The organism is Roseibium sp. MMSF_3412 (genome assembly GCF_030733265.1).
In the GTDB taxonomy this organism is placed as follows: domain Bacteria; phylum Pseudomonadota; class Alphaproteobacteria; order Rhizobiales; family Stappiaceae; genus Roseibium.
Genome location: NZ_JASHJI010000002.1, coordinates 286737 through 309363, shown reverse-complemented (window position 1 = coordinate 309363; position 22627 = coordinate 286737). Strand labels below are relative to the sequence as shown.

The following is a 22627-nucleotide window of genomic DNA, read 5'->3' as shown; positions in this document are numbered from 1 at the left end:
GCAAAAAAACGAGACGTCCGGGTCTGGAGAGGAAACAACAAGGAGGGCAGGGTGACCGCTTTCACAAACACTAAAACGGTCAAGACCACCTGCCCCTATTGCGGTGTCGGCTGCGGCGTTCTCGCGACGCCCCGGCCGGACGGATCGGTCGACATCAAGGGCGATCCGGAACATCCGGCGAATTTCGGGCGGCTTTGTTCCAAGGGGTCGTCCCTCGGCGAGACGCTGTCCCTGGACGACAGGATCCTTCATCCGCAAATTGGCGGGAAACAGGCCGACTGGCCGGCGGCGCTCGACCTTGTCGCCGAAACGTTTTCGAAAGCGATCCGCGATCACGGCCCCGACAGCGTTGCCTTCTATGTCTCGGGCCAGATCCTCACAGAGGACTACTACGTCGCCAACAAGCTGATGAAGGGCTTCATCGGCTCGGCGAATATCGACACGAACTCGCGCCTCTGCATGGCGTCTTCGGTTGCCGGGCACAGGCGTGCTTTCGGCTCCGACACCGTGCCGGGAACCTACGAGGATCTGGAAAGTTGCGATCTGCTGGTTCTGGTCGGGTCCAACCTGGCCTGGTGTCATCCGGTGCTGTTTCAACGGGTCGAGGCGGCGAAGGCCGAAAACCCGCACATGCGCGTGGTCGTGGTTGATCCGCGCGAAACCGCGACCTGCGCCATCGCCGACCTGCATCTCGCCCTGAAACCGGACACGGATGTTGCTTTGTTCAACGGTCTGCTGGCCTTTCTCGCCGACACCGATGCGCTTGACCGGTCCTATATCGAAATGCACACGAACGGTTTCGAAGCCGCACTTGCGGCAGCAGGGCCCTGCGAAATCAACCGGATTGCCGACGAAACGGGGCTGACCCCGCATGATCTGGCAACGTTCTACACCATGGTGGCCCGCACGCCGAAAACGGTCACCGTCTACAGCCAGGGCGTCAACCAGTCGGTCAACGGGACGGACAAGGTCAACGCGATCATCAACACGCATCTGGCAACCGGGCGTATCGGGTGCCCCGGCATGGGGCCATTCTCGGCAACCGGCCAGCCCAACGCCATGGGCGGGCGCGAAGTTGGCGGGCTTGCCAACATGCTGGCGGCTCACATGGCCATCGAGAATCCGGACCACCGCGCGATTGTGCAGTCCTTCTGGAACAGCCCGGTGATTGCGGAAAGACAGGGGCTGAAAGCCGTTGACATGTTCGAGGCGGTCGGGGACGGCCGGATCAAGGCGATCTGGATCATGTCGACCAACCCGGTGGACAGTTTGCCGGACGCGGATGGCGTCGCGTCCGCACTTGAAGCGTGTCCTTTCGTCGTCGTTTCAGATGTCTCGCATGCCGTCGACACCGTCGCTTATGCAGACGTTCTTTTGCCCGCTGCCGCCTGGGGCGAGAAGGACGGCACGGTCACGAATTCAGAGCGCAGAGTTTCCAGGCAGACACCCTTTCAGTTGCCCCCGGGCGATGCCAGGCCCGATTGGTGGCAGATTTGCGAAGTCGCGCGCCGGATGGGCATCAAGCATGCATTCGACTATGACGGCCCATCAGCGATCTTCCGCGAACATGCCGGGCTGTCGGGTTACCGGAATGAAGGTGCGCGCGATTTCGATATCAGCGCCTATAGTGATCTTTCCAGGTCCGAATTCGATACGATGCAGCCGTTTCAATGGCCGCAAAAAGAGGGTGAAGGCAGAAAGACAACGCGTTTCTTTGCAGCAGGCGGGTTTTACACCGCCGACCGCAAGGCCTCTTTTGTTGCGGTCACGCAGACCGTGCCGGCGGTCCTTGGAAGACGCTATCCCTTCGTTCTAAACACCGGCAGGATCCGCGACCAGTGGCACACGATGACGCGCACGGGTAAAACGCCGCGGCTTTCGTCCCATATCGCAGAACCATTCGCTGAACTGCATCCGGAGGACGCGGCGGCGACCGGCATCGCGGCGGCGGATCTTGTTGAAGTGAAGAGCCCGCATGGGTCGGCAATTGTCCGGGCCCAGGTGAGTGAGCGCGCGCGCAAGGGGTCGGTTTTCGTTCCCATGCACTGGACCGACCAGTTCGCGTCGAAGGGGCGGGTCGACGCGGTTGTCGGCTCCGAAGTCGATCCGGTCTCCGGTCAGCCTGGTTCGAAATTCACCCCGGTTTCCCTGCAAAAACTCAGCTGCGATTGGTACGGGTTTGCCGTCTTGCGCGAAAAGCCTGCTGATCTCCAGACATGCTATTGGGCACTCGCACCGGCTCATGGCGGATGGCGTCTCGAACTTGCGGGAAAGTCAGAGGATGACATCACCGGTCTCGTGCAGTCACTTATCGGCAAAGACGCAGAATTGCTGAGTTTCGAAGACGCAAGCCTCGGGCTTCAACGCGTTGCCGGCTGGGTCGGCGACACGCTTGCCGGTGTCTTTTTCTTCGGGCCGGAACCTGTTTCCGTATCGCGGCAATGGGCCTGCGAACTTTTGGCGGCACCGGCAACCACACGCGAAGACCGCCTCGCTGTTCTTGCCGGACGCCCACCCGCCGACATGCCCGACAAGGGCGCCATCGTCTGCTCCTGCTTTCAGGTGGGCTGCCATGAAATCGCCGCCGCCGCTGAACAAGGCGCCACGACCGTCAAGGCCGTCGGCGCGTGTCTGAAGGCCGGAACCAATTGCGGATCCTGCCGTTCGGAAATCCAGTCAATTCTTGATCAAAGCTTCAAGGAGACCTCTGATGAGGCCCAGATTGCACGCGCCGGCTAAAACCTCCAGACGCCGCCGGTCGGCACGCGTGGAAGCGCTCGCGAGCTTGCCGCTGTTCTTCCCGCTCAAGGGGCGCAAGGTCGTCCTTGCAGGCGGAACTGATGGCGCTGCCTGGAAGGCAGAACTTCTCGCAGCCGCCGGGGCCGAGGTGCATGTCTTTGCAGACAGCCTTGATGAAGTGTTTGCCACGCTCTTGTCCGCGGGCAGCGTCAAGGGCAGCTTTGTGCATCACCAACGGGTCTGGAGTGCGGATTGCTTTGAAGGCGCTGCGCTGGCTATCGGCGACGCGGTCAGCGATGGTGAGGCGCAGGCGTTTTATTGCGCAGCCCGGGCGGCGGGGGTTCCGGTCAATGTGATCGACAGGCCTGCCTTTTGCGAATTTCAGTTCGGCTCGATCGTCAATCGGTCTTCGGTGGTGATCGGAATCTCGACCAATGGCGTCGCGCCCATCCTCGGACAAGCCATTCGGCGCCGCGTCGAAACGCTTTTGCCAATCAGCCTGCGTGACTGGGCTGCGCTTGCCGGGCGCGTGCGGGCAAGCGTTCTGGCGACCCTCTCAGCAGGTTCTGAACGCCGCAGGTTCTGGGAAGGCTTCACCGATCTGGCCTTTTCGTCGCGCTGCGTTCCGGACACCGAGGATGCGCGCGTGATTGACGTATTGCTGGACGAGGCCGGGGCGGCTTCTCCCGGTCGTGTGACGATCGTCGGAGCCGGGCCGGGAGACGCGGAACATCTCACGCTCAAGGCCATGAGGACGTTGCAATCCGCCGATGTCATCCTGTTCGACGATCAGGTGGATGACACTGTCCTGGAGCTGGCCCGCCGCGAGGCCAAGCGCATGCTGGTCGGGCGCAAGGGCGATCCCGACAGCGCTGACAAGGATATCCGGGATCGCATGGTGTTGCTTGCACGCCAGGGCAAGCATGTCGTGCGCCTGAAATCCGGTGACCCCGTCTCCTGTGAAGACACGCGCGCGGACCTGAAACGACTGGGTGATGCGGGCATCCCGGCGAACCTTGTGCCCGGCGTTTCCGCCACGCCGAAACGTGCCACGGACACGCAGGACAGTCCGGTGCGACCGCGTTCGATGACCGGCTGACGCTGATGAATTTCAGAGGGAAGGCCTGGTTTGACTGGTAAAGTCCAGCGCGCCGAATGCAGGGATCGAGATCCGTGCGGCGGCCGGATTGATCCCGGCGACGAGCCCCAGAAAGTTGAGTTCCAGCCCGGCATTTCCGCCGATCACAAATCCGAAATAGCCTCCGGCCGTGGCGAAGAAGGCTCCATCATCCCGGTGACCTATCCATCTGCCGTCTGCGGGAAAATCGCGTCCGACCGCAGTGCTGGGTGTCGCCGCAGCGAGGGCAGGGACCTGCTGCAGAACGGTCTCCACGAAGGTATTCGAATTCGGACCCGGCCAGATCGTGTAGTCGCCGCGCTCGCGCCAGCGATATCCTTCGATGGCGCTCTCCACCATTGGCAGGAGTTCTTCGGCTCTGGCTCCGACCAGACGATAGTTGATGACGGGTTTGTTGGAGTACCAGTGCCCGTCGGCGTCATAGGCATTCTTCCTGACGGGCGTGCCCCATCCGACAACATCGTAGCGGTCATACCGCTCTGCGCCCCTGGGCTTGAGTACCAGCCAGGAGTGCGTCGCAAACGCGCCCTTCATGCCTCCCGTGCGGGCGGTCAGAACGTAGATTTCCGCCTGGTTCACCGGTGGCTTTTCCGGAAGGATACCCGCACTTGCCCAACTCGCGTAGCGCCAGCCCTGCGGGCGGTCCTTCAGGCTCCAGACGCCAAGGTGCAGCAGCGCGGGGAGGATGAATACGGCAAACAGGAAAACAAGGGTTCTTCTGGCAAATCGCAGCGTCAGACTTGCAGCTTTCGACATTGCAGACCCTTCACGTTGCAAGTGCTTCGCAGACCGTTTCGTTCTTCCTCACTGGGATGACCGTTCCTTCGGCTACCCTTACGACAGGGAAATGTAACACAATGAATGTGTGAACTTTTTGGCAACGGGGAAGGGGGACGTTCACCCACCTTCAAAAATGCGTTTGCGGGCGTTTTCGACGTGATCGCGCATTGCCTGCCGTGCCGCTTCCCGGTCGCGCGCCTCGATCGCGTTGAAGATGTCGTAGTGTTCGGACTGGACCAGCTTCATCCGGTCCTGCGGTTTTGTCAGCGACAGGTTCCGGGTCAGGTTCATGCCGGTCAGGATGTTGGATTTCATGGAGGAGCGTGCGGCAACGAAGTACTTGTTGTCAGCGGCGTTGCAGACGGCGACATGGAAGATTTCGTCCGCTGCCACGCCGAGTTCGCCTTCCGCGATGCAGCGGTCCAGCTCGGTCAGAGAGTCCTGCAATTCCTTGAGGTCGGCATCCGTCCGCCGTTCGGCGGCAAGATAGGCGGCTTCGCCCTCAACCGCGGCCCGGAATTCGAACGTGCGCTGGATGTCGGCGATGGAGCCAACCGGCGCAAAGTCGAGTACGGCCCCTTCCGGCCGCCGCTTGACGTAGGAACCGGAGCCCTGGCGCGAGACGACCACGTCGTCTTCCCGCAACTGTTTCAGCGCCTGGCGCAGGATCGGCCGCGAAACGCCAAACTCGTCGGACAGAACCTGTTCGGTCGGCAGTTTGCCGCCAACGGGAATGTCGCCGTCCATGATCTTGGCGAGAATGCTTTCATAGACCTTGTCGGAGAGCGTTCGATCGCGGACCTGCCGGTCCGGCGCCGCGCTTTCCCTTATCTGCCGTTTTCCTGTCGCCACGATCTAAACCTGTCCAGTGTGGACGGATCGGTCGGGGGATAGAGCCCGAATGTCGATGCGCCCTGTTTGACCATTTCCATGACGAAGTCCTCGAAGACTGTCATTTCGGTGGCCTCGTCCGCTACCTCATTTGCCATATGTTGAGGCACGCAAACAACACCTTCGTTGTCGCCGACAATGATGTCGCCCGGGAAAACCGATACACCGCCGCACGCAATCGGATCATTCACTGCAACGGCGTGGTGTTTTGTCAGGTTTGTCGGCGCGCTCGGCCGGGCGTGATACCCGGGCATTTCCAATTGCGCGATCTCTGGCGTGTCCCGGAACCCCCCGTCGGTGACGATCCCCCGGCAGCCGCGCGCCTGCAGGCGGGTTGCGAGAATACACCCGGCAGAGGCCGCGGACGCATCGCCACGGGAATCGATCATGAAAACGGCCCCGTCGGGACACTCTTCAACTCCCTTGCGCTGCGCATTGGCCGGATCGGCGAACGATTCCAGATGGTCCAGGTCTTCGCGCGCGGGTATGTATCGCAGCGTATAAGCGATCCCGACCATGTTCGGTCCCGGACGCAGGCGATGGATGCCTTGTAGAAAGATGTTGCGCAGGCCCCGCTTGAACATCACCGTGGTGAGCGTCGCCGTGCTGACATTCATGAACTTCGTTTTCGTCTGATCGTTCAGACCCGTCATCCGGTTCTCCCCGCGCTCCAGTGCCTTTTGGCATGTGTTCCTGTCCGAGATGATTAAGCCCGCAACGAAAACTTGTCAATTATTTGTAAAACATACTTTTGCGATTTGTCGCTGTGAACGGGTGTTCAAATCTTTCTCCCATATAAGCAACTGAAGCATATCCTTTTTTTCAACAGGCCGCAGAATTCAACACAAGCGAGTGTCCAATCGACTCTCTCTTGAGGGCGGCGATTTCGTGGCTTTCAAGCCGAATTCAAACTCAAAGTTTTGCTTATTCGAATTATTTGTAAAAATTTGTGTTGATTTGTTCCAGTTGTTTAAGATACCGATTGCAGTTGTTGAGGAACCCGGTTTAAGGCGTGGGTTCAGGCGTTCAAGGTACACGTGGAATGGACGAACGGAAACCAAGGCCAGCCTCGAAAAACACGCAAAATCGGTCGATTTGGGATTTTCCGGCTTTTGGCCACTCGTGTGGCTGAGGCCGGACTTCCTTCATTCGAAGGGAAAATTGATCTGATTTGTAAACAGGCCATGTTTTCTTGCGGCAAATGGAGGCTTGTCCGTGTTGCAGCAGCACTCTTGGTTTGTTGCCGGATGGCGGACAAGGCACACGCGGCAACGCACACGCGTTCCTTGAGCGCGCCGGCGCATTTCCCAATTCTGCGCGGCTTGCCCGAACGACTGAGGTCGCAGGCGGTCGAGCAGTCTTTAACCGATAAAATTCAATGACGCGACAGGAGCGAACGAAGATGAATCTAAGCGGAAAAACAGCAATCGTCACGGGTGGTGGGCGCGATATCGGACGGGCTTGCGTTCTCGCTCTTGCCGAGGCCGGCGCAAATGTTGCCATCAACTACCACAGCAGCGGCAGTGGCGCAGACAGCGCGGTTGACGAGATCACCGCGCGGGGAGGGAAGGCATTTGCGCTTCAAGGCGATATGACTAAGCCCGCTGAGGTGCAGGCGCTTGTTGATAAAACCATTAATGAATTCGGTGGGTTAGATATTGTCATGCCGATTACAGGCGGTTTGATCGCCCGTAAAACCGTGCCTGAAATCACGGCTGAGCACTGGCAGAATGTCTTTGATCTCAACGTTTCGTCCGCCTTTCTGCTGGTGCAGGCCTGCGTGCCGCACATGAAGCCGGGCGGGGCGATCGTGACGATGGCGTCGCAGGCCGCGCGGGATGGCGGCGGACCCGGTGCGCTTGCCTATGCCGCGGCAAAAGGTGCCGTCCTGACCATGACCCGTGGCCTTGCCAAGGAACTTGCCCCCGATATTCGGGTCAATTCTCTCTGTCCAGGCATGATCGACACCGACTTCCACAACGTGTTCACGAAGCCGGATGTCCGCAAACACGTGGCTGGTGTCACGCCGTTGAAGCGTGAGGGCACCTCGGAAGAAGTCGCCAATCTCGCTGTCTTCCTGGCGTCCGATCAGGCGGCGTTCATGACCGGTGCCTGCGTCGATATCAATGGCGGATTGCTGTTCTCCTGACGGTGTCTTTGGACCCGCAGACCCCGCCTCCGGACAATCCGGGGCGGGGTTGCTGCCGCGAGTCTCGAGCAGGGCTTACAAATCTCGATTTCTATTTTTCCTATTAATTACAGCTAGTTAAGAGAAGAAAATCCGAAAATTTGTTTAATTGATTTTTATACTTGTAAAAATTTGTAAAATAAATATCGTGATGCCAGATCAACAGGGAGGTACCAATGATCCGTTTCAAGTCAATCAAAGCAGGTCTCATGCGCGGCTCCGTTCTGGCCGCCGCCATTGCCGTCACCGCCGTGACCGCAGAAGCGCGTGACCTTCGCGGATGGAACATCCACGTGGAAGACTATCCCGTGTCGCACGGCATGGAAGAGTTCATGAAGGAAGTCAGCGAGAAGACCGGCGGCGAGCTTACCGGCAAGGTCTATCACAGCGGTGTTCTGGGCTCGCAGCCTGACGCAATCGAGCAGACGCGCCTCGGCGTCATCGATTTCGGCGTCTTCAGCCTCGGGCCGATGGGGCAGGTCGTGCCGGAAGCAAACGTCGTTTCGCTGCCCTTCATCTTCAAGAGCATCCCGCAGATGTACGAACTGATGGACGGTGAAGCCGGTGCCGCGCTGAGCAAGGGGCTGGAAGCCAAGGGGCTGGTCGCGCTTGGGTTCTATGACGCCGGTGCACGTTCCTTCTACACGTCCGTCAAGGCGATTAACGAGCCTGCCGATGTCGGCGGCATGAAGATCCGCGTCATGAACAACGACCTGTTCGTCGGAATGGTCGACTCGCTTGGCGGCAACGCCACGCCGATGGCATTTGCCGAAGTCTATCAGGCGATCAAGACCGGTGTCGTGGACGGGGCGGAAAACAATCCGCCGAGCTACGAGTCCACCAACCACTTCGAGGTCGCGCAGTACTACTCGTTGACGCAGCACCTGATCATTCCCGAGTGCCTGTGCATGAGCAAGAAGACCTTCGACAGCCTCACGCCGGAACAGCAGGCGATCGTGAAGGAAGCCGGCCGCAACAGCACGGAACTGCAACGCAAGCTCTGGCAGGAGCGTGAAGCAGCCAGCATGGCCAAGGTTGCCGAGGGCGGCGTGACCGTGAACGAGATCGCTGACAAGGCCGCTTTCCAGGAAGCAATGGCCCCGGTCTACGATCAGTTCCTGTCGCAGAACCCGGAGCTGAGCGAACTCGTCGAAATCTTCAAGAACGCCAACTGACAATGCTGTGCACTGCGGGCCGCGCCATGTGCGGTCCGCAAACTTCCGGGGGGAAACAATGCCGCAGGTCGATACAATTCTGGCGCGGCTGGAGCTGTCTCTGGTCTGGTTGAAGCGCCTCTGCGTGCTTGTGGGTTCGCTCGCACTTGTGGTCCTTGTGGCCACTTTCGGCTGGCTGGTGTTCGGGCGTTACGTGTTGAACGAAACGCCCACATGGGTCGAGCAGCTCGCTCTGGTCCTGATCTGCTACATCACTTTTCTCGGGGCCGCCGTCGGAATTCACGAACAGTCACATCTCGGCGTCACGCTGGTGCGGGACGCCCTGCCACCGAAAGCGCGTCAGCTGCTTCTGCTGATGACGGATCTCTGCCTGGCAATATTCGGCGGGGTCATGCTGGTGGCAAGCCTTGAGCTCTTCCAGTTCGGATGGTCGACGCTGCTGCCGATGCTCAACATCCCGGAAAGCATTCGAACCGCTTCCGCCGTCGCCTGCGGCGGACTGATGGTCATCTTTGCAGGCGCAAGGTTCATTTTGCGGGGGCGCTCGGTCCTCCGTGGCGAGATCTATGAAAACGAAAAGGTAAACTGAGATGGGTCTTGCAATTCTGCTGGGCGTTTTCGGCGTCAGCGTTCTACTGGGCGTCCCCGTCGCCTTTGCAATGGGCATCTCCGCAGCTGCTGCCTTCTGGTACGAGGGATTTCCGCTGCTGATCACGTTTCAGCGCACAATTTCGGGCATTACGCCATTTTCGCTTCTCGCGATTCCCTTCTTCGTATTCGCCGGGGAACTGATGCTGCATGGCGGGATTGCCGTCCGTCTCGTGCGCTTTGCATCTTCGCTGGTCGGTCACGTCCGCGGCGGCCTTGCCTCGGTCAACATCTTCTCAAGCATGCTCTTTGGCGGAATCTCCGGATCGGCCATTGCCGACATTTCCGCCCTGGGATCGCTGCTGATCCCGGTGATGAAGGAAAAGGGCTACCGGCCGGACTACGCAGTCAACGTGACGGTGACATCCTCCATCGCGGGGATCGTCATTCCGCCCAGCCACAACATGATCATCTTCGTGGTGGCAGCCGGCGGCGGCATCTCGATTTCCAAACTGTTTCTGGCGGGCGTCATTCCCGGAATTCTGATGTGCCTGTGCCTCGCGGTTGCGGCCTATTTCGTGGCCCTGAAGCACAATTACGGGTCCGAGCCCTTTCCCGGCTGGAGCGTGGTCGTTCAAACGGCTGTCGGTGCGATCCCCGGGCTGATCACGGCCGTGATCATTGTGGGTGGTGTCCTGTCAGGCGTGTTCACCGTGACGGAGTCCGGTGCTTTCGGAGCGATCTATGCCCTGGTGCTGACAGCTGTGGCCTACCGGACGCTCGGCTGGAACGAGTTCGTTGTCTCCGTCACCTCGGCCCTGCGGACGACGGCCATGGTGATGATCCTGATCGGGTTCGCCAGTTCGTTCGCCTATCTTCTGGCGCTCTATCAGGTGCCCACCAAACTCAGCGATTTCCTGCTCGGCATCTCGGAACAGAAGATCGTCATCCTGCTGATGATAAATCTGATGCTGCTCGCGCTCGGCATGATTATGGACATGGCCGCACTGATCCTGATCTGTACGCCGATCTTTCTCCCCATCGCGCGCGAACTCGGAATGGACCCCGTACAGTTCGGCATCATGCTCCTGGTCAATCTGGGTCTCGGCCTGTGTACGCCGCCGGTCGGAACCTGTCTCTTTGTCGGGTGCGCGGTCGGCAAGATCAGGATAGAGGAAGCGCTCAAGTCGATCTGGCCCTTCTATCTCGCCCTGCTGGCCGCGCTGCTTCTGGTTACCTATGTCCCGGCAATTTCCATGTTCCTGCCTTCGCTGTTCGAATAGGCATGGGCAGTGATCAGGCGTTTTGACCATATGCCTGATCACTGATCTTTGGGCACTGAGAGGCGCGTCTTTCGTTCGTGTTCGCGCCGGTGACCAGATGGTTCCGGCGCTGGTCGTCATTCAGCTCGGCAGATGTCCTTGTCTTGCACCCGTCCTTCGAGGCTTCGCTTTAAAGCGTGTCTCAGAAAGGGGAAGAGCTGCAAGAAACTTCGGTGCTCATTCGTTCCAACCTCGTTGGTCGACCCTTGTGGCGGGAAACACCGCGGCGGGGGAACCGTCTCGCCAGCGCGAAAAAGGCCGCGGGCAAATGATCCAAAGCGGTTAGGAAAAGCCCTAGTCGGCGCACAGGTGGCAGGCGACCCTTGCCTTTTCCGTGCCGAATTCCCTGACTTCCGGCCGGTCCCGGCGGCAGATTTCTTCCGTCAGCGTGCACCTTGGATGGAAACTGCAGCCGCTCGGCTTGTTGATCGGGTCCGGGATCTCGCCCTTGACGATCTCGGCGGTGCGGCCGAACGCGTCGATATGCGGAGCCGCGTCCATGAGCATGCGCGTATAGGGGTGACGGGGCTTGTCAAAAAGCGTGTCCCTGTCGGCCACCTCGACGAGCCGCCCGAGATAAAGAACGCCGATTTCGTCCGCCATGTAGCGGATGACAGAGAGATCGTGGCTGATGAACAGGTAGGTGAGACCAAGTTCGCGCTGCAGGGATTTCATCAGGTTCAGCACCTGGCTCTGGACAGAGACATCAAGTGCCGATGTCGGTTCGTCGCACACAATGAATTCCGGATTGGAGGCGAGGGCGCGGGCGATCGCAATACGCTGACGCTGGCCGCCGGAAAACTCGTGCGGAAACTTTTCACCATCCGACTTTGCGAGGCCGACCTGATCGAGCAGTTCCGCGACACGTCCGTCCACTTCCGATGCGGGCAGCAGGTCGAAGGCACGGATCGGTTCGCCGATGATATGCCGCACGCGCCAGCGCGGGTTCAGCGATGCATATGGGCTCTGGAAGATCATCTGGATGCGCCGGCGCATCGCCATTTTCTTCTTTTCGCTGGAGATGGCGAAAAAGTCTTCGCCGTCGATCAGGACCTGGCCGCTTGTCGGCTTCTGCAGACCGACGATCATGCGTCCGATGGTCGATTTTCCCGACCCGCTCTCGCCCACGAGCGCGAAGGTTTTGCCTTTGGGGATGTCGATGTCGACCATGTCGACAGCCGTTAGATATTGCTTGGCTTCAAGCGCGAGCATCCTGTTGAGCCAGGGTTTGGACACGTCAAAAACCGCGCCAAGCTGCCGCGCGCTGATCAAGGGTGTTTCACCGGTCATTCGGAGACTCCGGAAATCTCTTTTGTTTCTGGATTGACGGCCGGGTCATAGAGCCAGCAGGCGACCTCGCTGCCATCGACCGGCTCAAGGATCGGAATGTCCTTGAAGCACACGGAGAAGGCTTTTTCGCACCGGGGATTGAAGGCGCAGCCCTTCGGGATCGCGCGCAGGTTCGGCATCGATCCGGGGATCTGGCTGAGCGCGTGCATGGTGCCTGTCGTCGAGGGAGTGGAGGCCATCAGCCCCTTGGTATAGGGGTGCGACGGGGTGCTCAACACATTGCGCGTCGGGCCGATTTCGGCAATCCGTCCGGCATAGAGAACCGCGACACGATCCGTCGATTCCGCAATGACGCCCATGTCGTGAGTGATCAGGATGACGGCCGTGCCGCGCTCCCGGCAGAGCTTTTTGAGCAAGGCCATGATTTGCGCCTGGACCGACACATCGAGCGCGGTGGTCGGTTCGTCGGCGATGATCAGTTCCGGCTCTGCTGCAAGCGCAAGGGAAATGACGACGCGCTGGCGCATGCCTCCGGAGAACTGGTGCGGATAGGCGTCGATGCGCGTCGCGGCCGCCGGTATTCCAACTTCCTCAAGCAGTGCGATGGCACGATCGCGGGCTTCGCCCGATGACACCGGAAGATGCGTGCGGATCGTCTGGATCAGCTGTTGTCCAACGGTCATGAGCGGGTTGAGACTTGTCAGCGGATCCTGAAACACCATCGCGATGCGTTTGCCGCGGATCCGGCGCAGGCGGTCTTCGGGAAGATTGTCGATGCGTTCGCCGTCGAGCGCGATTTCACCGCCGCTGATGCGTCCAGGGCGGTCGATCAGGCCGATGATCGCCGATCCGCACATGGATTTACCTGCGCCGGACTCACCGACAAGGCCGAGAATTTCGCCGGCGCGGACTTCAAACCCGACCCGGTCCACGGGGCGGAGCATTCCGCTTCGGGTCGGAAACTCGACAATGAGATCTGAAACTTTGAGAAGGGGAGTATCGGACACAGGTCTATCGCAGTTTTGGGTTCAGGATGTCACGCAGCCAGTCGCCGAAGAGGTTGACGGACAGAGCCAGTGCCAGAAGGGTGAGCGAGGGAAACAGCAGGATCCACCATTCGCCGGACAGGATGTACTGACGGCCAACATTGATCAGCGTGCCGAGGGACGGTTCTGTCTTGGGTGCGCCCACGCCAAGGAAACTCAGCGTCGCTTCCGCGATGATCGCAAGCGCAAGACTGATCGTGGCGATCACGAGTATCGGGCCGGTCACGTTCGGCAGAATGTGACGGAGCATGATGCTCCAGCGGGTTAGTCCGATCAGATTGCCGGCCTGCACATATTCCTTCTGGCGCTCGACCATGGTCGCGCCGCGCACGGTCCGTGCAAACTGGACCCATTCAGACAGCCCGATGGAGATGATAAGCACCCAGATCGCCATCTCGTCTCTGAGATCCGGGGGGATCAGGCCCTTGCCGATCCCGTAGAGCAGCATGGCGACCATGATGGACGGGAACGTCATCTGGATGTCGGCAATGCGCATGATGATGCCGTCCAGCCAACCGCCGGCATAGCCCGACAGGAGACCGAGAACCACGCCGAGGGTCATCGCGAAAAGGACGGCGACAACCCCGACGAACAGGGAAATGCGCAGGCCGAACAGGATGGTCGACAATACGTCACGGCCCTGGTCGTCGGTGCCCAGGAGAAAATAGTCGCCGGTGAACTCGTTCGCCGACATCGGCTTGGTGAAACCGTTCATCAGGTTGAGACTGGCCGGGTCGAAGGGCGTATAGGGCGAGATCAGCGGGGAAAGCACCGCACCCAGCACGAGCAGCAAGAAGGTCAGCGACGAGATGATGATGACCGGTGAGGATTTGTAGGAATGCCAAATGTCGGAGTTCATCCAGCGCTGCCACGTGGATGTGGTCACCGCTTCCTTGAATTCGGGCCGAGCCGAGGCTCCTTTTGGGGTCTGAATGTCCATGAGCGTCTTGTCCTCAGTTCTTGCTCACGCTCAGGCGCGGATCGATCGTGAAGTAGAGCAGATCGACGATCAGGTTGATGGTCACGAAGATCACGGCGACGAGAAGCAGGTAGGCCGACATGACCGGAATGTCGACGAAGCTTACGGCGTTGATGAACAGGAGCCCGACACCGGGCCACTGGAACACGCTTTCGGTGATGATCGCGAAGGCGACGATCGATCCGAATTGCAGGCCGGTCACCGTGATGACGGGAACGAGCGTGTTCTTCATGGCGTGGCCGAAATTGACTGTTTTCTGGCTGAGCCCGCGGGCCCGGGCAAAGCGGATATAGTCCGTTCTCAAGACCTCGAGCATTTCCGATCGCACGAGACGCATGATCAAGGTCATCTGGTAAAGCCCGAGCGTGACTGCGGGCAGGATCATCGACTTGAAGCCGTTCCAGGTCAGGATGGCCAAATCAACGCCAAACAGACTTCGTGTTTCGCCGCGCCCGAATGCGGGAAGCCAGCCGAGATTGACCGCAAACAGCCAGATCAGGAAAACGCCGATCAGGAATGTCGGCAGGGACACGCCGACAAGGGACGCCGTCATGATGAAATGGGCCGCAATTCCGTCCCGCCGGATCGCCGTGTAGACACCCAGCACAAATCCGAGGGATATGGCGATCACGCCGGACAGGAGCGCAAGTTCAAGCGTTGCCGGCAGCCGGTCGAGGATGAGCTCTCCAACCGGAAGTCCCGCGCGGTAAGACACGCCGAAGTCTCCGGAAAGCGCACGCTCCAAAAAACGGAAATACTGGACGATTATCGGATCGTTCAAGCCGAGCCGCTCTTCCAGTTCGGCCTTGTCGGCCAGGGTCGCTTCCTGCCCCAGCATGTTCTCGACCGGGTCGCCCATGAACTTGAACATGGCGAAAGAAATGAAACCAACTGCCATCAGGACAAGCAAGGCCTGTCCCAGGCGTCGTATGATGAAAGCAAGCATTTTCTAAACGCCAATCACAACCCGGTGCGTCCGCGGCTTCAGCCTTCAGGTCCTGTCCTGACGGTTCTCGCTCCGTCCGGAGAACCCTGCGGTTCTTGCACTTTCTGCCTCAAGCAGCGGCACTGCCCCTCGTCGCGGATCATCTGGCCGGCATGCGCCCTTGTACCGGAGCCCGCGCAGTTTTAATCAAAACAGCCACCGTGCCCGCTGCCAAGGCAGCAGGCACGGTGGCCTGTGTTCAAGACTTACTTCTTGAAGGTCAGGAACTTGAAGTGCGGCTGGTCTTCCGGCTGCACCGGGAAGTCAACGTTGTCCTTCATGCCCCAGTTCAGAACCTGGTTATGGATGGGCAGGTAGAGGGTTTCCGCCTTCGCCGTATCCCAGATTTCGCCGATCGTGGCGTTGCGTACTTCCGCATCCGTTTCCGAGGCCAGGCTTTTGATCTTGGCATCGATGTCGGCATTGGAGAAACCGGTTCCGTTCCACGAACCGTACTTGTCGTCGGTCGTGTGGACCAGGAAGTTGAAGATGTACTCCGAGTCAAAGGTCGGAACACCCCAGCCGAGCATGTAGAAGTCGGTTTCCCTGTTCGTGATCAGCGGGAAGTGCTGCGCTTTCGGCTTGGCGTCAAGGTTCACCTTGATACCGATCTGGCCGAGCATGCCGACGGCGGCCTGACAGATCGCCTCATCATTGATGTAGCGGTCGTTCGGGCAATTCAGCGTCAGCCCGAAACCATCGCCGTAGCCGGCTTCTTCCATAAGGGCCTTTGCCTTGGCGACGTCGTATTCCGGATAGGCGTCGAGCGCCTCGGTCCAGCCGTTAACGAACGGAGGCATGATCACGCCGGTCGGTGCGGACTGTTCGCGCATCACGACCTTCTTGATGGCGTCGCGGTTGATGGCAATGTTCATCGCCTCGCGGACACGCTTGTCGGCGAGCGGGTTCTTACCGTCGACGGTGTCGCTTGTCAGGTCATCGGCGCCGAGATTCATGCCGAAGAAGATCGTCCGGTTCTGCGGCGCCGTGTTCAGCTTGAGGCCATCGGTTTCACCAACGCGGGCCAGGTCCTGCACAGGGACGTCCTGAATGAGATCAACCTCACCGGACAGGAGTGCGGCGACGCGGGTCGCGCCTTCCTGGATAGGCGTGTAGATGATTTCGGTGACTTCCATCGGGAATTCACCCTTGCCCCAGTAGTTTTCGTTCTGTTTCAGGACCGTCTTGGAGTCCTGCTTGCGGCTGTCCAGAACGAACGCTCCCGTGCCGTTGACGGAGCGCACACACGGATTGTCGCCGCCATTGGCAATATCCTGCGGTGCTTCGCAACCGTTTTCGAGCGTCCAGTCCGCATCCATGATGAAGAGGTTGGTCAGGTTGTTCGGCAGCAGCGGGTTCGGACCAGTGGTCTCGATCTGAACCGTGAGGTCGTCAACCTTGCGCACGTCTTTGACGGACGCCAGCAGCTCTTTCATCGCGGATGTCGGCATCATCGCACGCTTGAGCGAGAAGACGACATCATCGGCGGTGAAGTCCTGACCGCCATGGAACTTGACGCCTTCGCGCAGCTTGAATTCCCAGACGTTCGGGTCTTCGGTCGGTTCCCAGCTGGTCGCGAGTGCCGGGATGATCTTTGCTTCCATGTCCCGTTGCAGGAGCGGCTCGTACATCTGGTGCGCAAGGGCGTGGGTCGGACCTTCGTTCTGGGCATGCGGATCAAGCGTCAGCGAGTCGCCTGCGCGCGCCCAGCGAAGTGTTTCTGCATTTGCAGCGCTGAGGCCGGCGCAAAGCGCCAGGCTTGCAGCGGTCAGCTTCAAGAATGTTTTTGTCATAATGTTCCCCTTTGTTTGAACCGGGGCCGGTTGTCCGGCGCGATCTTATTGCGATCCCCAGCTAGCTCTTAAGGACGTTTGCGCAGCCGCACCTGCTGGAGTGAAGCAGAATGCAACCCAAGCTGCGCTATCCTGACCGGTAACAGACCGCTCCGGCCTAACGGAGTCAAGGGGTATCTGGAAAACGCTCTGCGGTTGCGGAAAGGTGTCGTAACGGCAGGAAAACAGGTGCCTTGGCGCGGATTGATCTGCGGTCGATCGGTTTGGGTTTCAGGTGACTTCGCGTTCACAACGGCGTTCAACGGTTGAACGGCAATTCCCGATGTCTCGAAATGTATCCGAAATTGCGCGCAATCGCGCCTTTCCGGCCAGCGGGTTTTCAGAAAAAAACTGGTGATTTTGCTTTTACTTTAGGAAGTTAGTGGCCAACGGAGTTGTCCTGACTGTATCCGATTGAAGACGGGCTCCCGGGTCACTCGATGTGCGGTCGCAATCATCACAGACATGTTTACGTCAGATGCTGCCGAGGTCGGGAAACGGGATCGGATCCTCAGGCGGGGTTGCCGGTTCCTGCAGGACGAGATGCCACCAGCCGACGTCGCACCACCGACCGTTCTTGAAACCGACGCCGCGATAGACGCCGACCGGACGGAAACCCATGGCTTCATGAATGCCGACGCTGGCTTCGTTCGGGAGTGTTATGCCGGCATAGGCGGCGGTAAATCCCTGCCGAACGAGGATGTCGAACAGAGCCTTGTAAAGACGGCGCCCGATGCCACGGCGCTGCGCGCGCGGAGCCAGGTAAATGGTCACGTCACAGGACCATTGATAGGCCGCGCGCTGCCGGTGTTTCCCGGCATAGGCATATCCGAGAATCTCCCCGTCTTCCTCAAAAACCAGCCACGGGAATGCCTCCAAAGTTGTCGCAGTCCGGCGGGCCATTTCCTCAGCCGTCGGGCAATCCGTCTCGAAGGAAATGAAGGTATCCCTGACATAGGGCGCATAGATTTCAGCGAGGGTTTCGCCGTCGGCTGGAGTTGCGGTGCGAATACTCATTTCAGGAAAGTCTCGAAATTCCGGAGGGCGTTTCAGATACGTGTGCGGATTAATGTGCCGGCTGCGTGGATGAATGCAACCAGACTTTATGCATCACACCTCCAGAACGGAACCCCTTTCTATGATCTGCCCGTCGAGCAGGGTCGATTGAAGCCCCGTGTTCGTATCCAGCAGATCCATGAGCTGGAGCGCAACCGAGCGTCCCATTTTCCGGGCAGGCAGATTTGTGGTCGTCAGCGGAGGCACGATTTCGGTCGACCAGTCCAGATTGTCGAAGCCCATCACCGATATGTCCCCGGGGATGGAAAGGCCCGCGGCGGCAAGACCGAAATAGGCACCGAGTGCCAACACGTCACTCAGGCACAGGATCGCGGTGACGTCCGTGTCCTGTTCCAGAAGTTTCTGAACGGCCTGTTTGCCACCGGAGGCGTCGAGGCTGGTCTCCATGAAGGAGACGGTCATCGTGTCGTCGCAGGCCTTGCGTGCGCCTGCCACGCGTGCCGAGATCCTGTCGCTCGACCCTGCGGGGCCGTGGACGACGGCAATCTTCGAGTGTCCCTTCGACTTCAGATAGGTCAACGCCGCGCGGGCGAGCCCGGCATTGTCGTAGCCGATCATGGGTGTGGAAAGCGCAGGGTCCCAAATGGACGTGAACACGTATGGGATGTTTCTGCCCTCAAGCAGCTCGTAAAGCTCCTGGCTATGCTGCGCGCCGCTTAGAATGAACGCTTCGGATCCCATCCCGAGGAGCTTGCGGGCCTCCTTGACTTCCATCTCCTCGTCACCGTTGGAAATCGCAAGAACAAGCGAATACTGCCTTTCCGACAGTGTCTGTTCGATCGCCGATATGAACTTTGCGTAAATCGAATATTCGATGTTCGGAATGATGGTGGCGATCGTTTTGGTCTTGTTCGTCGAAAGCGAGCGGGCCGCTGCATTCGGAAAGTAGTTCAGTTTTTTGCACGCAGCCTCAACGCGTTGGCGGGTTTCCTCGGTGACCTTCGCAGATCCGTTCATCACCCTGGAAATGGTGGCGATCGAAAGCCCCGTTTCCCGCGCAACATCCCGTATCTTGCCGATTCTTTTTTCCAAGCGCAGTTCCACCCCGTCACGTGATGAAAAGTTAGCCTTGACAATAACTCGTTTCAAGTTGTTTGATGTAACCGGTTTCATTGAGATCTGCAGGGGCGAAAGCCTCTTTTTGATTGGCTGCAATGAAACCGGTTACATCGCTTTAGCCACTACCGGTCGACTTCGAGGGAGCAGGTCGCAGGGAATGAGAGCCGAGACCGACTACAGCGCGATCCGTCAGGTTTACCGGGGCCTGAAAGAGCCGGTGTTTTTCCAGCTTCAGGTTGACTGGGGTGGTGTCGGGACCGTCGATGTTCCGGCAGGCGCCCTGATCTCGGTGACCAACGTGGACGGCGGCGGACGGCTTCTGCTGACGGCGCGCGGTGCCGAAGACAGGCACTTCACCACACGGCCCCTCGATGTGCCCGAGCCTGACAGCGCCCGGGAATATCCGGGTTTGTTCGACCGTGACATGCTGGAGACGCTCGCCGCCGCGCGGGGCAGCAGTCTCGACCTTGCCAGATACCATTCGATTTTCGACGGCAACTCGTTGCCCGGCGACCAGTTTGTCACCAGAGCGCTGGAGGATACGAACCTCTACGTCATTGCGCCCATGGATTGTGACTATGTCGCCGGTGGCGGCGGTTCCAGTTTCACGGTCAGGGTCAAACCGCCGGAAGGTCGTTCGCGGGACAGCTGGCTGCCATCGCCGCTCGGCAAGGTTCGTGACGAGTGGCGCGTCGGGAGGGGAACCGCGAAGGCCTATGAGGTCAAGAAGGGCCAGTTCATCCAGATTATCGATGTCGAGGGCCAGCAGTGTTCCGACTTCATGGCCATGTGCAGCAGAAACCTTGAGGCCGGGCGCGAGCGTTACATCGATTCAACCGTGTCGCGCACGAAGACACACAGCGCCTATCCGCTGCCTGGCCTTTTCGACAAATTCTACGACCAGGACATCAATCCGCTGTTGTCTGTGCGCCAGGACACCGTCGGCAGGCACGACACATTCGCGCTTGCCTGCACGGCCAACGGTTATGAAGAGCGCGGGTTTCCCGGGCACCTGAACTGTTCTGACAATATCAGCGCTGCCTTCTCCCCCTTCGGGATCGGCAAGCGTGCAGCCTGGCCGGCGATCAACTTTTTCTTCAACTCCTGGATCAACTGGTCGGAGCACGGTCTCGTCAGTGACGAGGCCTGGTCGCGGCCGGGCGACTACGTGGCGATGCAGGCTTTGACGGATCTTGTCTGCGTTTCAACCGCCTGTCCGGATGATATCGATCCGATCAACGGCTGGAACCCGACGGATGTTCACGTCAGGATTTACGAGGAGGATACCTCGATTTCACACTCGGTATCGTGGCGCTCGCAGCCCGAGGACAGCGGGAAACTCACCCGCCAATCCGCCTTTCATCCGCGCACATCGGCACTGACCAGCCGCTTTGTCGCGTCACGGGACCTTTGGGTGCCCGCGCGTTTCGACGGCACCGGTGCGGTCGAAGAGTACTGGGCCTGCAAGAACGCTGCGTCACTTCAGGACATGTCGGGCCTTTACAAGTTCGACATTGTCGGTCCGGATGCGGAGGCTTTGCTGCAGGCCTGCCTGACCCGCGACGTGTCAAGGCTGTCCCTGCATCGCGGCTTCTATGCTCTTGTCTGCGACGAACGCGGCAGTGTTCTGGACGACGGGACACTGTTCCGGATCGAGCAGACGGCATTCCGGTGGTGCTGCGGGTCCGAGAATTCGGCCCTGCATCTGCGCGAGCAGGCAGAAGCGCTGTCGCTCAACGCAAGGGTGCTGTCGCCGGGCAACAGACTGGTCAACCTTGCAATCCAGGGGCCGAAGTCCCGGAACATCCTGCGCGATCTGGTGGTGACGCAAGCCACACGTCCGGCGCTTGAGGCGCTGAAGTGGTTCGGTTTCACCATCGGACGTCTTGGCGAGGCAAATGGTCCGTCGGTGATGGTGAGCCGGTCCGGTTTCACCGGAGAGCTTGGTTACGAAATCTTTTGCGACCAGAACGATGCCCTGACGGTCTGGGACCTCGTGGTGCAGGCAGGTGCTCCGCACGGCCTCGTGCCGATGGGCGCCGAAGCGCTGGCCATGCTGCGGATCGAGGCCGGTCTTATGGTTGCCGGAGCAGAGTTCGGACCGGACAGCGACGCGTTTGAATCCGGCCTCGGCTTCGCCGTCGATTTCAAGAAGAAGGATTTCATCGGCCGCACCGCACTTGAGCGCAATGCAGCAGCTCCGCGCCGCAAGCTGGTCGGGTTGACGTTCCAGGGAAGTGAAGCGCCGCACCACGGCGACGGGCTCTTTGCCGGCCGGGAACAGGTCGGCGTTGTTACAAGCGGAACCTATTCGCCGGAACTGGGCCATGCGATCGCCATGGCGCGCATCGCCGTTGAAAACGCCGGAACCGGCGACCTTCTCGAAGCAGGCAAACTGGACGGGCACATGAAGCGGTTGCCTTGCACCGTCGTTGACCTGCCGTTCCTCGATCCGAAACGTGAAAAGGCGCGCGCGTGAGCAAGTCAGCAAAAGAAGGCGTGGTCGTCACGCAGAATGTCTGGAAAATCTTCGGCCCGCGCGCCCAGGAGGCGATGGAAGCCGTCAGGCGCGAAAACCTGTCAAAGGCCGAGGTGCTGGAGCGATATCAGGCGGTCGTCGGCGTCAGGGACGTGTCCATTTCGGTGGGCGAGGGCGAGATCTTCTGCATCATGGGGCTTTCCGGGTCGGGAAAGTCGACGCTGGTGCGCCACATTAACCGGCTGATCGAACCCACGGGCGGCGATATTCTGATCAACGGGGTCAATGTCGGCGATCTCAATGCGGAAGAACTGCGTATCATGCGCGCGGACAAGATCGGCATGGTGTTCCAGAACATGGCGCTGCTGCCGCACCGGTCGGTGCGCGACAACATTGCCTTTGCCCTTGAACTCAGGAATGTCGACGCTTTCACGCGCAGGCAGGTCGCGGACAGGGTGATCGAGCTGGTCAGCCTCCAAGGCTATGGCGACAGGATGCCGAGCGAATTGTCCGGCGGCATGCAGCAGCGCGTCGGGCTGGCTCGAGCGATGGCGGCCGATCCGGATATCCTTCTGATGGACGAACCGTTTTCCGCGCTTGATCCTCTCATCCGCCGCGGACTTCAGGACGAGTTTCTGGACCTGTCCAGGACGATGAAGAAGACCACGCTCTTCATCACCCACGATCTGGACGAGGCAATCAGGATGGGAAACCGGATCGCAATCATGAAGGATGGCGAAATCGTCCAGACCGGGACGCCCGAGGAAATCGTTACCAAGCCCGCCGATGACTATGTCGCCGATTTTGTGGCCGGAATTTCGAAGCTGAAACTCATTTTCGCGCACACGGTCATGCGCCCGGTTGCCCAATACGAGGCAAGCGGCCCGTCGCTGCCCGGTCTCGATGCCTGTCCGCAGGCGACGCCTGACGATGATCTCGACGTCCTCATTGCACGGTCGGTTGGCCAGGATAATCCGATCGTCATCATGAGCGAAGACAAACCGGTGGGTGTCGTCACCAAGGACGACTTGCTGCGCGGCATGCAGGGGGAGGTCTGAC

At 59.6% G+C, this 22627-nt stretch carries 18 protein-coding genes; 8 read left to right on the top strand and 10 right to left on the bottom strand.

Annotated elements, in window-relative coordinates:
* Positions 1–51: 51 nt before the first annotated feature.
* Together RBB49_RS05160 and RBB49_RS05155 are read left to right on the top strand one after the other, a co-directional pair.
* Positions 52–2739, top strand: a complete 2688-nt coding sequence (locus tag RBB49_RS05160) for a nitrate reductase (RefSeq protein WP_306141622.1) — start codon at positions 52–54, stop codon at positions 2737–2739.
* A complete protein-coding gene (locus tag RBB49_RS05155; RefSeq protein WP_306141621.1) occupies positions 2711–3838 on the top strand; it encodes a siroheme synthase in 1128 nt (375 codons plus the stop codon). The genes RBB49_RS05160 and RBB49_RS05155 overlap by 29 nt, the downstream gene beginning before the upstream one ends.
* Positions 3839–3850: 12 nt before the next feature.
* On the opposite strand, the gene RBB49_RS05150 is transcribed toward RBB49_RS05155, so the two are convergent.
* From RBB49_RS05150 to RBB49_RS05140, 3 genes are all read right to left on the bottom strand, one after another.
* Positions 3851–4633 (bottom strand): DUF3750 domain-containing protein, encoded by a 783-nt coding sequence (locus RBB49_RS05150; RefSeq protein WP_306141620.1) that lies wholly within the window; start codon positions 4631–4633, stop codon positions 3851–3853.
* 141 nt (positions 4634–4774) lie between these two features.
* Positions 4775–5509, bottom strand: a complete 735-nt coding sequence (locus RBB49_RS05145; RefSeq protein ID WP_306141619.1) for a FadR/GntR family transcriptional regulator — start codon at positions 5507–5509, stop codon at positions 4775–4777.
* Positions 5485–6201: a ribonuclease activity regulator RraA gene (locus tag RBB49_RS05140; RefSeq protein ID WP_306141618.1), complete on the bottom strand. Its 717-nt coding sequence runs from the start codon at positions 6199–6201 to the stop codon at positions 5485–5487. Before RBB49_RS05140 ends, RBB49_RS05145 begins: the two co-directional genes overlap by 25 nt.
* A gap of 749 nt (positions 6202–6950) precedes the next feature.
* Here RBB49_RS05140 and RBB49_RS05135 point away from each other — a divergent pair.
* From RBB49_RS05135 to RBB49_RS05120, 4 genes are all read left to right on the top strand, one after another.
* The gene (locus RBB49_RS05135; RefSeq protein ID WP_306141617.1) at positions 6951–7697 is read left to right on the top strand and encodes an SDR family NAD(P)-dependent oxidoreductase; all 747 of its coding nucleotides are present in this window, start codon (positions 6951–6953) and stop codon (positions 7695–7697) included.
* Between the two features lie 215 nt (positions 7698–7912).
* Positions 7913–8911, top strand: a complete 999-nt coding sequence (locus RBB49_RS05130) for a TRAP transporter substrate-binding protein (RefSeq protein WP_306141616.1) — start codon at positions 7913–7915, stop codon at positions 8909–8911.
* 58 nt (positions 8912–8969) lie between these two features.
* Positions 8970–9500, top strand: a complete 531-nt coding sequence (locus RBB49_RS05125) for a TRAP transporter small permease (protein WP_306141615.1) — start codon at positions 8970–8972, stop codon at positions 9498–9500.
* Between the two features lies 1 nt (position 9501).
* On the top strand, positions 9502–10782 hold the full coding sequence (locus RBB49_RS05120; protein ID WP_306141614.1) for a TRAP transporter large permease: 1281 nt from the start codon (positions 9502–9504) through the stop codon (positions 10780–10782).
* A gap of 333 nt (positions 10783–11115) precedes the next feature.
* Here RBB49_RS05120 and RBB49_RS05115 read toward each other — a convergent pair whose 3' ends face one another.
* From RBB49_RS05115 to RBB49_RS05085, 7 genes are all read right to left on the bottom strand, one after another.
* Positions 11116–12111 carry an ABC transporter ATP-binding protein gene (locus tag RBB49_RS05115; protein WP_306141613.1) on the bottom strand — a complete coding sequence of 332 codons (996 nt, stop codon included), beginning with the start codon at positions 12109–12111 and terminating at the stop codon, positions 11116–11118.
* Positions 12108–13118, bottom strand: coding sequence for an ABC transporter ATP-binding protein (locus RBB49_RS05110; RefSeq protein ID WP_306141612.1), 1011 nt, complete (start codon positions 13116–13118; stop codon positions 12108–12110). Before RBB49_RS05110 ends, RBB49_RS05115 begins: the two co-directional genes overlap by 4 nt.
* 4 nt (positions 13119–13122) lie before the next feature.
* A complete protein-coding gene (locus RBB49_RS05105) occupies positions 13123–14097 on the bottom strand; it encodes an ABC transporter permease (RefSeq protein WP_306141611.1) in 975 nt (324 codons plus the stop codon).
* Between the two features lie 13 nt (positions 14098–14110).
* A complete protein-coding gene (locus RBB49_RS05100; RefSeq protein WP_306141610.1) occupies positions 14111–15082 on the bottom strand; it encodes an ABC transporter permease in 972 nt (323 codons plus the stop codon).
* A gap of 245 nt (positions 15083–15327) precedes the next feature.
* Positions 15328–16914 carry an ABC transporter substrate-binding protein gene (locus RBB49_RS05095; protein ID WP_306141609.1) on the bottom strand — a complete coding sequence of 529 codons (1587 nt, stop codon included), beginning with the start codon at positions 16912–16914 and terminating at the stop codon, positions 15328–15330.
* A 513-nt stretch (positions 16915–17427) separates the two neighbouring features.
* Entirely contained in the window at positions 17428–17970 is a 543-nt protein-coding gene (locus tag RBB49_RS05090) for an arsinothricin resistance N-acetyltransferase ArsN1 family B (protein WP_306141608.1), read from the bottom strand.
* Between the two features lie 93 nt (positions 17971–18063).
* On the bottom strand, positions 18064–19062 hold the full coding sequence (locus RBB49_RS05085) for a LacI family DNA-binding transcriptional regulator (protein ID WP_306141607.1): 999 nt from the start codon (positions 19060–19062) through the stop codon (positions 18064–18066).
* A 184-nt stretch (positions 19063–19246) separates the two neighbouring features.
* Here RBB49_RS05085 and RBB49_RS05080 point away from each other — a divergent pair, with 184 nt between their 5' ends.
* Both RBB49_RS05080 and RBB49_RS05075 read left to right on the top strand, forming a co-directional pair.
* On the top strand, positions 19247–21568 hold the full coding sequence (locus RBB49_RS05080; RefSeq protein ID WP_306141606.1) for a DUF1989 domain-containing protein: 2322 nt from the start codon (positions 19247–19249) through the stop codon (positions 21566–21568).
* On the top strand, positions 21565–22626 hold the full coding sequence (locus RBB49_RS05075; RefSeq protein ID WP_306141605.1) for a glycine betaine/L-proline ABC transporter ATP-binding protein: 1062 nt from the start codon (positions 21565–21567) through the stop codon (positions 22624–22626). The genes RBB49_RS05080 and RBB49_RS05075 overlap by 4 nt, the downstream gene beginning before the upstream one ends.
* Position 22627 lies beyond the last annotated feature (1 nt).